The sequence below is a fragment of the Planococcus sp. TJ-302 genome, assembly GCF_058268455.1.
In genome coordinates this window covers 23,772-36,088 of record NZ_JBZDOI010000006.1, presented here as the reverse complement: position 1 = coordinate 36,088, position 12,317 = coordinate 23,772, and the positions used below count along the sequence as shown (strand labels likewise).

The 12,317-nt window shown below is 45.5% G+C and carries 9 protein-coding genes; all 9 read right to left on the bottom strand.

Annotated features, from left to right (window positions below; all coding sequences use genetic code 11):
- Window positions 1-11: 11 nt before the first annotated feature.
- The 9 genes from ilvN to rpoC all read right to left on the bottom strand — a co-directional run bounded on the left by ilvN (window position 12) and on the right by rpoC (window position 12,268).
- Window positions 12-524 carry an acetolactate synthase small subunit gene (ilvN, locus tag AC4EHB_RS16470; RefSeq protein ID WP_135500622.1) on the bottom strand — a complete coding sequence of 171 codons (513 nt, stop codon included), beginning with the start codon at window positions 522-524 and terminating at the stop codon, window positions 12-14.
- Window positions 521-2,245, bottom strand: coding sequence for a biosynthetic-type acetolactate synthase large subunit (gene ilvB, locus AC4EHB_RS16465; RefSeq protein ID WP_490976675.1), 1,725 nt, complete (start codon window positions 2,243-2,245; stop codon window positions 521-523). The genes ilvN and ilvB overlap by 4 nt, the downstream gene beginning before the upstream one ends.
- Before the next feature lie 346 nt (window positions 2,246-2,591).
- A complete protein-coding gene (gene ilvE, locus AC4EHB_RS16460; protein ID WP_490976674.1) occupies window positions 2,592-3,491 on the bottom strand; it encodes a branched-chain-amino-acid transaminase in 900 nt (299 codons plus the stop codon).
- A 323-nt stretch (window positions 3,492-3,814) separates the two neighbouring features.
- Window positions 3,815-5,002: an elongation factor Tu gene (gene tuf, locus AC4EHB_RS16455; RefSeq protein WP_490976673.1), complete on the bottom strand. Its 1,188-nt coding sequence runs from the start codon at window positions 5,000-5,002 to the stop codon at window positions 3,815-3,817.
- Between the two features lie 115 nt (window positions 5,003-5,117).
- Complete coding sequence (fusA, locus tag AC4EHB_RS16450) at window positions 5,118-7,196, bottom strand: elongation factor G (RefSeq protein WP_490976672.1); 2,079 nt, start codon at window positions 7,194-7,196, stop codon at window positions 5,118-5,120.
- 51 nt (window positions 7,197-7,247) lie between these two features.
- Entirely contained in the window at window positions 7,248-7,718 is a 471-nt protein-coding gene (gene rpsG / locus AC4EHB_RS16445) for a 30S ribosomal protein S7 (RefSeq protein WP_008432480.1), read from the bottom strand.
- Window positions 7,719-7,762: 44 nt separating this feature from the next.
- Entirely contained in the window at window positions 7,763-8,182 is a 420-nt protein-coding gene (gene rpsL, locus AC4EHB_RS16440) for a 30S ribosomal protein S12 (RefSeq protein WP_135500617.1), read from the bottom strand.
- 28 nt (window positions 8,183-8,210) lie between these two features.
- Complete coding sequence (locus AC4EHB_RS16435; protein WP_490976671.1) at window positions 8,211-8,516, bottom strand: ribosomal L7Ae/L30e/S12e/Gadd45 family protein; 306 nt, start codon at window positions 8,514-8,516, stop codon at window positions 8,211-8,213.
- Window positions 8,517-8,662: 146 nt separating this feature from the next.
- Window positions 8,663-12,268, bottom strand: a complete 3,606-nt coding sequence (gene rpoC / locus AC4EHB_RS16430; RefSeq protein WP_490976670.1) for a DNA-directed RNA polymerase subunit beta' — start codon at window positions 12,266-12,268, stop codon at window positions 8,663-8,665.
- Window positions 12,269-12,317 lie beyond the last annotated feature (49 nt).

Sequence of the window (12,317 nt, the reverse complement as noted above, 5' to 3'; positions counted from 1 at the left end):
CGGTTTTTGTTTTACAGAATCGATAATTGAGCTGCGGGCGTTTTTTGGGTTTCTCTAACAAAAGCGGAAACACCTGTCCGCGTCACTTCTTTAATGCCGTAAGGCCTCATCAGATCGATAAAAGCCTCGATTTTCTCCGGGTCGCCTGCCACTTGGAACGTGGTGACGTTTTTGCTCATATCCACTACCGTCGCCCGGAAAGGTTCGACAATTGCGTAAAGCTCGTTTCTGACAGCCGGTGGAGAAACCACTTTGACAATTGCCAGTTCCCTCATGACCATCGCCTTGTCGGTGATGTCGTTGACTTTGATCACATCAATCTGTTTTTGGAGCTGCTTCAGCAATTGCTCCAGCTTGCCGGCATCCTCAACATTGACCACAAACGTCATTTTCGACATTCCCGGCTGTTCCGTATGGCCCACCGAAATGCTTTCAATATTAAACTGCCGTTTCATCAATAAACCCGTCACGCGGTTTAAAACGCCGCTTTGGTTGATTACTGTTGTGGTTATAACCCGCTTCATTCGCTCTTCACCCCGATCATTTCATTGAGCCCCTTGCCTGGTGCTACCATCGGATACACGTTTTCCATCTGCACGGTCCGGCAATCGATCAAACACGGCTCATCAGATTCAAATGCCTCTTTGAAAACCGCTTCAGCCTGTTCCAACGTTTCCACTTTATATCCTGCGATGTCATACGCTTCAGCCATCTTCACAAAATCAGGCTGCACGTGGATCAGCGATTGGGAATAGCGTTCTTCGTAAAATGTTTCCTGCCATTGCCTGACCATCCCAAGGCTCCGGTTATTCATGATGACGACTTTTACCGGAAGACGCAGTTCCTGCAGCAGCGACAGTTCCTGCAATGTCATCTGGAAGCCGGCATCTCCGACAATCGAAATTACTTTTTCATCGGGCCGTGCGAGCTGTGCCCCGATCGCTGCCGGAAAGCCGAAGCCCATTGTCCCTAAGCCGCCTGAAGTCACCCAATTATGCGGATGATTGAATTTATAATATTGCGCTGCCCACATTTGATGCTGTCCTACGTCGGTGGTGACGATCGCATCTCCACCAGTCAGCCGGTGAATCAATTCAATGGCTTGCTGGGGAAGGATGCCCCGTTCTTTATCCGCCTTATACTGCAATGGATATTCGGTTTTATTTGACGCTAGGCTTGCCAGCCACTCGGCTGTATCCGGCGACTCGAAGTCTTGGTTTAACAGCGCCCGCAGCGCCTCTCCTGCATCCGCGACAATCGGTATGGCAGTCGGAACATTTTTGCCGATTTCAGCAGGGTCAATATCGATATGGATAACTTTTGCATTCGGTGCGAAATGTGCCAGATTGCCGGTCAGCCGGTCATCAAATCGTGCTCCGATATTCAGCAGCACATCACATTCACAAATCGCCATGTTCGCCGTATACGTTCCGTGCATCCCGGCCATTCCAAGGAATAGGTTATGGTTGCCATCAATGGTTCCAAGACCAAGCAACGTGTTGGTGATCGGCACATTATGCCGTTCCACAAATTCTCTTAGTTCCGGTGCCGCTTTTGCAGCAAGGACTCCGGCTCCCGCAAGGATCAGCGGCTTTCTTGAATTGCTTATCGCCAATGCCGCTTTTTGGATCTGCAAGTAATTCGGCTGCGTTGTCGGCTGGTAGCCTGGGAGATTAACTTCTTCGTCTATATAGTTCATCAACAGTCCATTTGAAATGTCTTTCGGTATATCCACCACTACGGGGCCAGGCCGGCCAGTTGAAGCAATATAGAATGCTTCTTTGATGATCCGTGGAAAATCTTCAACACTTTTCACTTGGTAATTGTGTTTCGTAATCGGCTGCGTGATGCCGATGATGTCGGCTTCCTGAAAAGCATCCGTCCCGATGACCGTACTGGCAACCTGTCCGGTGAAAACTACCAATGGAAGCGAATCGAGCATGGCATCAGCGATTCCAGTCACAAGATTTGTCGCTCCCGGTCCGGAGGTCGCTAGGACCACGCCAGTTTTCCCTGACACCCTTGCATATCCTTCAGCGGCGTGTATAGCTCCTTGTTCATGCCGAGCGAGCACGTGACGGATGGGGTTTCTGTGCAATGCATCATAGATTGGCAATACGGCCCCTCCTGGGTAACCGAAGATCACTTCGACACCCTGCTCTTTCAACGATTGAATCAGGATCTCAGCACCGCTGCCTTTCAGTTTCTGTTCAACCACTTCTCTTACTTCCACATTTACTCCCAATCTGTCCGCCTCCTTTTGGATTATGTCTTCGGTGAAATAAAAAAAAGCATTTTCATCCCTATGCAAAGAAACATGTTCTTTGCATAGGGATGAAAATGCTTCATGGTACCACCCTAGTTCACTGCACAACTGCAGCCTCATGGATAAGCTTTGCTTATCCGTTGATAACGATGCCCACTGCTTAGCTGGACACCGGGAATACCTATTTGGCCGAAGCCGTTCAGCACTCCACTCAGAGGGGATGTCGTAAAACGATAGTATTGCCGGCTTCCACCAATACCGGCTCTCTGTGAATACCTATTCCGTTTACTTTAACCTCGTCATTGAATTGTTTTATAAATTTTTGTCATACCGCATTTAATTGATCAGCATATACTTTGACTCCGTCTTCCTGCACAAGCTGCCTGAATGAACAAAGCAAATCGTTTGTAACCGGACCCGGTACACCTTCTCCGATCACCCGTCCATCTACTTTCACTACTGCGATGACTTCCGCTGCTGTTCCGGTCAGGAATACTTCGTCGGCTACATAAACATCATGTCTGGTGAAAACAGCTTCTTGCATGTCATACCCTTTTTCATTCGCAACTTCCATGATGGCATTTCGCGTTATGCCTTCTAAGGCACCTACATAGCCCGGAGGCGTAAGCAGTTTGTTCTTGCGGACGATAAAGATGTTATCAGCGGAGCCTTCCGCCACATAACCTTGATCGTTCAGCATAAGGGCTTCCGGTACACCCGCCAGGTTGGCTTCTATTTTAACCAAGATATTATTCATGTAATTGAGTGACTTCACTTTTGGGCTTAAGACGTCTGAACGGCTGCGCCGTGTAGCTACCGATACTATTTCAATTCCTGTCTCATACAACGCTTTTGGGAATAACGATAAAGCTTCCGCAATGACAATCACGCTCGGCCTTGGACAGCTTAGAGGATCCAGTCCTAAGTTTCCGGCTCCTCTGGAAACGACCAGTCGGATATAGGCATCTCTTAATTCGTTGCGGCGCAATGTTTCTGTCACAATATTTGTCAACTCTTCAAAAGTATGAGGAATTTCGAGCATAACCGATTTAGCTGAATCGTAAAGACGTTCTAAATGCTCCTCTAATCGAAATACGTTTCCGTTGTATGAACGAATCCCTTCGAATACACCGTCTCCGTATAAAAACCCATGATCGTAAACCGAAACTTTAGCATCTTCTTTTTTTACAAACTCACCATTCAAATAAATCATCTGTTCGCCCATGCCGCCCACTTCTTTCTTCAAAATATTTTATTGATTGTTCGCTGTATTTGCTTTCTTTTAGTAAATTGTTGTTATCATATCGCCTATCCTAGCGGGTGTCAATCAAGATTTTGATAGTTTTTAGTTTATTTAGAATATTAATAATTTATGTATCCGTTTTCATTGTTGTCGTACCAAGGGTTTTACAGATTTAAAAAAATCTAAAAAATATTTTGAATGCAATATATTACATACCTCATACAACGGGGAAACAGACAGAAAATCTGCCCATAAAAAAATCCCCTGCTCATTAAAATGAGCAGGGGATTTACGCTTAGCGAAAATTATTTAGTGATAGTTGCAACTACGCCAGCGCCTACAGTACGTCCACCCTCACGGATAGAGAACTTAGTTCCTTCTTCAAGTGCGATAGGAGAGATTAGAGAAACGATCATTTCGATGTTGTCTCCAGGCATAACCATTTCAACGCCTTCAGGAAGGTTACAAACGCCAGTTACGTCAGTTGTACGGAAGTAGAACTGTGGGCGGTAGTTTGTGAAGAATGGCGTGTGACGGCCACCCTCTTCTTTTGAAAGAACATAAACTTCTGCTTTGAACTCAGTGTGTGGAGTGATTGTGCCTGGTTTAGCCAATACTTGTCCACGTTGTACGTCGTCACGAGAAACCCCGCGAAGAAGTGCACCGATGTTGTCGCCAGCTTCAGCATAGTCAAGCAATTTACGGAACATTTCTACACCTGTTACAGTTGTAGATTTTGGTTCTTCAGTAAGACCGATGATATCAACGTTGTCACCGATTTTGATTTGTCCGCGTTCAACGCGTCCAGTAGCAACCGTACCACGGCCAGTGATTGAGAATACATCCTCAACAGGCATCATGAATGGCTTGTCAGTATCACGTGGTGGTGTTGGGATATAGCTATCAACTGCATCCATCAATTCAACGATTTTTTCTTCCCATTCTGGCTCGCCTTCAAGAGCTTTAAGAGCAGAACCTTTGATGACAGGAATGTCATCGCCAGGGAAGTCATATTCTGATAGAAGGTCGCGGACTTCCATTTCAACTAGTTCAAGAAGTTCTTCGTCATCTACCATATCGCATTTGTTCATGAATACAACTAGGTAAGGAACACCAACTTGGCGTGAAAGAAGGATGTGCTCACGAGTTTGTGGCATTGGGCCGTCAGCAGCAGATACTACTAGGATCCCGCCGTCCATTTGAGCAGCACCAGTGATCATGTTTTTAACATAATCGGCGTGTCCAGGGCAATCAACGTGTGCGTAATGGCGAGCATCAGTTTCATACTCAACGTGTGAAGTATTGATTGTGATACCGCGTTCTTTTTCTTCAGGTGCGTTGTCGATTTGAGCGTAAGAACGAGCTTCCCCGCCTGATTTTTTAGCTAGAACTGTAGCGATTGCAGCAGTCAAAGTTGTTTTACCATGATCGACGTGACCAATTGTACCAATATTCGCGTGTGTTTTAGAACGATCAAATTTAGCTTTACCCATTAGAAAAATCCTCCTCAAAATGTAAGTTATTCGGTAGTTTGAAGTGCCGGAATAATAGGGCCCTATTATTCCTGACATACAAACTATTTATACTTTATTAAAGATCAAAATTCAATTATTGACCTTTATTTTTTTTGATAATTTCTTCAGAAATTGATTTCGGAACTTCTTCATAGTGATCGAAGTGCATTGAGAACACACCACGGCCTTGCGTGTTAGAACGCAATGAAGTTGCATATCCGAACATTTGAGCAAGAGGTACCATTGAACGGACCACTTGCGCGTTTCCGCGAGCGTCCATACCTTCTACGCGGCCGCGGCGTGACGTAATGTCACCCATGATATCCCCAAGGTATTCCTCAGGAATAACAACCTCGACGCGCATGATTGGCTCAAGAAGAACCGGGTTGACTTTAGAGATAGCATTTTTAAGAGCCATAGATGCAGCAACTTTAAATGCCATTTCATTCGAGTCGACGTCATGGTAAGAACCATCGTACAATTTAGCTTTGATATCGATCAATGGATATCCGGCGATAACACCGTTGTCTAGAGAGTCGCGCAGACCCGCTTCAACAGCTGGGATGTATTCACGTGGAACAACACCACCAACGACAGCATTTTCAAATTCAAAACCTGCTCCTTCTTCGTTTGGAGAGAATTCAATCCAAACGTGTCCGAATTGTCCGCGTCCACCAGATTGGCGGACGAACTTGCCTTCAACTTTAGCAGTATTGCGGAATGTCTCACGGTATGAAACCTGAGGTGCACCCACGTTAGCTTCTACGTTGAATTCACGGCGCATGCGGTCAACAAGGATATCAAGGTGAAGTTCACCCATACCAGCGATGATCGTTTGGCCAGTTTCCTGGTCAGTATGCGCACGGAAAGTTGGATCCTCTTCTTGCAATTTAGCAAGGGCTTGACCCATTTTGTCTTGATCCGCTTTTGATTTCGGTTCAACTGACAATGAGATAACTGGTTCCGGGAAGACCATGCGCTCAAGGATTACTTGGGCTTTCTCGTCACACAATGTATCACCTGTCGATGTATCTTTCAAACCGATCGCAGCAGCGATATCTCCACAAAATACTTCAGCGATCTCTTCACGGGAGTTGGCGTGCATTTGCAGGATACGTCCTACGCGCTCACGCTTGCCTTTAGAAGAGTTCTGTACATAAGAACCAGATTTAAGAGTTCCAGAATACACACGGAAGAAAGTCAATTTCCCTACGTATGGATCTGTCATTACTTTAAACGCTAGTGCAGAGAATGGCTCGTCTTCGCTAGGTTTGCGCAATACCTCTTCGTCTGAATCCGGAAGAACGCCAGTCATTGGCGGTACGTCCAATGGAGATGGTAGGTAGTCAATTACTGCATCAAGCATCAATTGAACCCCTTTGTTTTTAAATGCAGTTCCGCAAACCACAGGATAGAACTCAACATCCAACGTTCCTTTACGGATTCCCGCTTTAAGTTCGTCAACAGTGATTTCTTCGCCGCTAAGGTATTTTTCCATCAAGTCTTCATCAAGCTCAGCAACAGCTTCCACTAATTTAGTGTGCCATTCTTCGGCAAGCTCTTTGTATTCTTCCGGAATTTCACCTTCAGTGATTTCAGTTCCCAAATCGTTCGCGTAGAAACTAGCTTTCATTTCAACCAAATCAATGATTGCAGAGAAGTCATCTTCAGCGCCGATTGGCAATTGGATCGGGTGAGCGTTTGCCTGTAAGCGGTCATGCAATGTGCCTACAGAATATAAGAAGTCAGCACCGATTTTATCCATTTTGTTAATGAATACGATACGAGGAACTCCGTATGTTGTAGCTTGGCGCCAAACCGTTTCAGTCTGTGGCTCAACACCTGATTGAGCGTCAAGAACTGTAACAGCTCCATCAAGAACTCGCAATGAACGTTCAACTTCAACTGTGAAATCTACGTGTCCAGGAGTATCGATGATGTTAACACGGTGGTTTTTCCATGAAGCTGTTGTAGCAGCAGAAGTGATTGTGATGCCACGTTCTTGCTCTTGCTCCATCCAGTCCATTTGAGAAGCGCCTTCATGCGTTTCCCCAATTTTGTGTATTTTACCAGTGTAATATAAAATACGCTCCGTAGTAGTCGTTTTACCAGCATCTATGTGTGCCATGATCCCGATATTACGTGTTTTGTCTAAGGAGAACTCTCTAGCCATGTTGTCTTTCTCCTTCCGTTTCGGATTAAGATGTAAACATCTCGAAAGAAATTACCAGCGATAATGAGCAAACGCTTTGTTTGCTTCCGCCATTTTGTGGATATCTTCACGTTTTTTAACAGCTGCTCCAGTGTTGTTGGCAGCGTCTAAAATTTCATTAGCCAAACGCTCTTCCATTGTTTTCTCTCCACGAAGACGTGAATAGTTTACAAGGTAGCGAAGACCTAAAGTTGTACGGCGCTCTGGACGAACTTCAACTGGTACTTGGTAGTTTGCTCCACCGACACGGCGTGCGCGAACTTCAAGAACCGGCATAACGTTAGTCAATGCTTGTTCGTATACTTCAATCGGATCTTTACCGCTGCGTTCTTTAACTAGTTCGAACGCTCCGTATAGAATCTTTTGTGAAGTACCTCTTTTTCCGTCAACCATCATTTTATTAATTAAGCGTGTCACCAATTTCGAATTATAAATTGGATCTGGCAACACGTCACGTTTAGCTACAGGACCTTTACGAGGCATGTATGTTCCTCCTTTCAACGAAATCACTTCGTTATTTTAACTTTTTATTTTTTTACTTTTGGTCGTTTTGTTCCGTATTTAGAACGTCCTTGCATACGGCCGTTAACTCCAGCAGTATCAAGTGCTCCACGTACGATATGGTAACGCACACCAGGTAAATCTTTTACGCGTCCGCCGCGAAGAAGAACTACACTGTGCTCTTGAAGGTTGTGGCCTTCGCCGCCGATATATGCATTGACCTCAATTTGGTTTGTCAACCGTACACGCGCATATTTACGTAATGCGGAGTTAGGTTTTTTCGGTGTCATAGTACCAACACGAGTACAAACTCCACGTTTTTGAGGTGAGCTTACGTTAGTCTGAGACTTTTTAAAGCTGTTATACCCTTTGTTCAACGCTGGTGAGCCTGATTTCGTGCTTTTCGGTTTACGGGGATTGTTAACTAATTGGTTAATTGTAGGCATCGATTTTTTCCTCCTCTCAAAAGGTGTTCTAATACCACATATCCAGGTGGTTCATTTTTTGGGTAAAAACAAAGTCTTTGTGTTTTCTACACAAAAACTGGTATCCAGTAATCGCCACAGCAGCTGCATCGGCATGAATGCCATATACTTTGCCAAGCTTTAATCGTGAATCTGCAAATTCGATCGAAATGCCTTTGTCTTTTGCTGGCTCAATAATCTGTCCGGCCATTCGATCAACCGCGTCTGTTGCCACTATTGCTTCTTGGACAATGCCGCTTTTTAATGCTTTTACTGTTTGCTTTATACCGATGATTGCTTTGCATGCCTGGTTCACTTTGTTATTGAATATTAAATATCCTCAAAGTTCCAGAGCGCTAAACCATCAACCCTCAACATGTTATCATTCATAGGTTCTAGTGTCAACAGTCTTCTTAAAAAAATCCCGGAGAGTATTCAAGCACTCTCCGGAATCAGATTAAATTATGATTCGCTTCCGACAATCTCTTGCTGAGCCTTTTTTTCAGCTTGCGCAATCCTGATTTGGCGGTAGCGCTGCATCCCTGTTCCAGCTGGAACAAGTTTGCCGATAATGACGTTCTCTTTCAGTCCAAGCAGCTCATCGCGCTTCCCTTTGATCGCCGCATCCGTTAAGACGCGAGTCGTTTCCTGGAATGACGCAGCTGATAGGAATGATTCTGTTTCAAGAGAAGCTTTTGTGATACCCAGAATAACTGGGCGGCTTGTAGCAGGCAAATTGCCTTCAAGCACTGCTTTTACGTTGGCTTCAGTGAATTGGTGAATATCCAAAAGTGATCCTGGCAGCAATTCAGTGTCTCCAGCTTCAATCACACGGACTTTACGGAACATTTGGCGAACCATAACTTCCACGTGCTTATCGCCGATTTCAACGCCTTGCATGCGATATACTTTTTGAACTTCTTTCAACAAATAAACTTGGACAGATTGAACGTCTTTTACTTGCAGTAATTGTTTCGGATCAATTGAACCATCCGTCAATACTTCGCCGCGGCGGATGACGTCATCCACGTGCACTTTAAGGCGGGCATTATAAGGTGCCAAGTATTTACGTGTCTCAACGTCACCTTGAATCGTGATTTCCTTCTGGCCTTCACGGATTTCATCCACTTCGGTAACTGTACCGTTGATTTCAGAAATGACCGCTTGCCCTTTCGGATTCCGCGATTCGAAAATTTCCTGGATACGCGGAAGACCTTGTGTAATATCGTCTCCAGCTACCCCGCCTGTATGGAATGTACGCATCGTAAGCTGAGTTCCTGGTTCTCCGATTGACTGAGCCGCAATGATACCAACTGCTTCGCCCACTTCAACTTCGTCGCCAGTCGCCAAGTTCGTTCCGTAGCATTTCTTACAAACGCCGTGTTTCGTATTACATGTAAACGCTGAGCGGATTGTCACTTCTTTGATTCCAGCTTCAACAATCAAGCGCGTCAAATCTTGTGTAATCAATTCGTCCTTCGCTACAATAACTTCTTTTGTTTCCGGGTGGCGGATGGTTTTCTTCGCGTGACGGCCCAAAATACGCTCGTCCAGCTCTTCAATCACTTCCGACCCTTCCATCAATGCTCCCACCAATAGGCCTCGGTCAGTTCCGCAGTCGTTTTCGCGGACAATTGCATCTTGTGCAACGTCTACCAAACGGCGCGTCAGGTAACCTGAGTCAGCTGTTTTCAGTGCAGTATCGGCAAGGCCTTTACGTGCACCGTGTGTAGAGATGAAGTATTCAAGTACCGTCAAACCTTCACGGAATGAAGACTTGATCGGCAACTCGATGATGCGTCCAGCCGGGTTGGCCATCAATCCGCGCATACCCGCAAGCTGGGTAAAGTTGGATGCGTTACCCCGGGCACCGGAGTCGCTCATCATATAAATCGGGTTGAGCTTATCAAGAGATGCCATCAGTTTTTCCTGAATAACATCTTTCGCGCTGCTCCAATACGAGATGACGCGTGAATAGCGCTCTTCTTCCGTGATCAGACCACGACGGAATTGCTTCATCACTTTATCTACATTCGCCTGTGCTTCAACCAGGATTTCGCCTTTATCAGGAAGTACTACGATATCTGCAACGCCGACCGTAATACCAGCTTGAGTCGAATATTTGAACCCAAGACTCTTCATGCGGTCGAGCATTCTTGAAGTTTCAGTAATGTGGAAGCGTTTGAAGACTTCTGCAATGATTTCTCCAAGAATTTTCTTTTTAAACGGCGTTACTAGCTCAGCTTCCGCGATGTAAGTGCGGATGTCTGTCGTAGTCGACACGAAATATTTCGCCGGTGTTTCCACCTGCAAATTGAAGTCAGTCGGTTCGTTAATATAAGGGAACGATTTTGGAAGGATTTCATTGAAAATGATCTTACCGACACTTGTCAATAAAAGCATTTTGTTTTGTTCTTCCGTAAACGTCGGGTTGTTCAACGACCCGGCAAGAATCGCAATTCTAGTGTGAAGATGCACATGGCCAGTCTGATAAGCGACAAGCGCTTCTTCCGGACCTGAGAATGTAGCTCCTTCACCAGTAGCTCCTTTACGTTCCAGTGTTAAGTAATAGTTTCCTAAAACCATATCCTGGGATGGAGTTACAACCGGTTTGCCGTCTTTCGGGTTCAAAATGTTCTGAGCAGCAAGCATTAGAAGGCGCGCTTCCGCTTGTGCTTCAGAAGATAACGGTACGTGGACGGCCATTTGGTCGCCATCGAAATCGGCATTGTATGCTGTACATACAAGCGGATGCAGACGGATTGCTTTGCCTTCGACCAAAGTCGGTTCGAATGCTTGGATACCAAGTCTGTGAAGAGTTGGTGCCCGGTTCAATAGAACCGGATGCTCCTTGATCACGTCTTCGAGTACATCCCAAACTTCTGAATGCAATCGTTCGATTTTACGTTTCGCGCTCTTGATGTTATGTGCCAATCCGCGTTCAACAAGTTCTTTCATAACGAAAGGCTTGAAAAGTTCGATTGCCATTCCTTTAGGCAGTCCACATTGGTACATTTTCAAGTTCGGTCCTACAACGATAACGGAACGGCCTGAATAGTCAACACGTTTACCAAGAAGGTTTTGACGGAACCGCCCTTGCTTCCCTTTAAGCATATGAGAAAGGGATTTCAATGGACGGTTACCCGGTCCAGTGACCGGACGGCCACGGCGCCCATTATCGATCAACGCATCAACAGCTTCTTGAAGCATACGTTTTTCGTTTTGGACAATGATGCTAGGAGCGCCAAGGTCCAATAAGCGTTTAAGGCGGTTGTTCCGGTTGATCACTCGACGATATAGATCGTTTAAATCAGAAGTCGCAAAGCGGCCTCCGTCTAATTGGACCATCGGGCGCAGTTCTGGCGGAATTACCGGAAGAACATCTAGAATCATCCAATCAGGGTTATTGCCTGAGTTGCGGAATGATTCAACCACTTCAAGGCGTTTAATCGCACGTGTGCGGCGCTGCCCTTGAGCAGTTTTCAATTCTTCTTTTAACGAGTCGGTTTCGCGCTCAAGGTCGATTTCCTGAAGAAGTCGTTTGATTGCTTCCGCTCCCATTGCAGCCTGGAATTTTTTCCCGAACTTATCGCGATAAGCGCGGTACTCTTTTTCAGACAAAAGCTGTTTCTTCTCAAGCGGTGTATCAGCAGGGTCGATCACTACGTAAGAAGCAAAATAGATGACTTCTTCGAGTGAGCGTGGAGACATATCAAGGATAAGTCCCATACGGCTCGGAATCCCTTTGAAATACCAAATATGTGATACAGGAGCAGCAAGTTCGATATGCCCCATGCGTTCACGGCGGACTTTTGAACGTGTGACTTCAACGCCGCAACGATCGCAGACTACGCCTTTATAACGGACGCGCTTGTATTTCCCGCAATGGCATTCCCAGTCTTTTGTAGGACCGAAAATACGTTCACAGAACAAACCGTCTTTCTCTGGTTTTAATGTACGGTAGTTAATTGTTTCTGGCTTTTTGACTTCTCCATAAGACCATGAGCGAATTTTATCGGGTGAAGCTAATCCGATTTTCATATACTCAAAATTGTTAACATCTATCAAGGAGCCTACCTCCCTTTTGTCTCGAGTTTCTGAACGGCTCTTCCTCGTT

Coding starts and splice junctions, on each gene's coding strand:
- ilvE (WP_490976674.1), bottom strand. CDS start 3,491: ATGGGCGAACAGATGATTTATTTGAATGGTGAGTTTGTAAAAAAAGAA.
- fusA (WP_490976672.1), bottom strand. CDS start 7,196: ATGGCTAGAGAGTTCTCCTTAGACAAAACACGTAATATCGGGATCATG.
- ilvN (WP_135500622.1), bottom strand. CDS start 524: ATGAAGCGGGTTATAACCACAACAGTAATCAACCAAAGCGGCGTTTTA.
- rpsG (WP_008432480.1), bottom strand. CDS start 7,718: ATGCCTCGTAAAGGTCCTGTAGCTAAACGTGACGTGTTGCCAGATCCA.
- tuf (WP_490976673.1), bottom strand. CDS start 5,002: ATGGGTAAAGCTAAATTTGATCGTTCTAAAACACACGCGAATATTGGT.
- rpsL (WP_135500617.1), bottom strand. CDS start 8,182: ATGCCTACAATTAACCAATTAGTTAACAATCCCCGTAAACCGAAAAGC.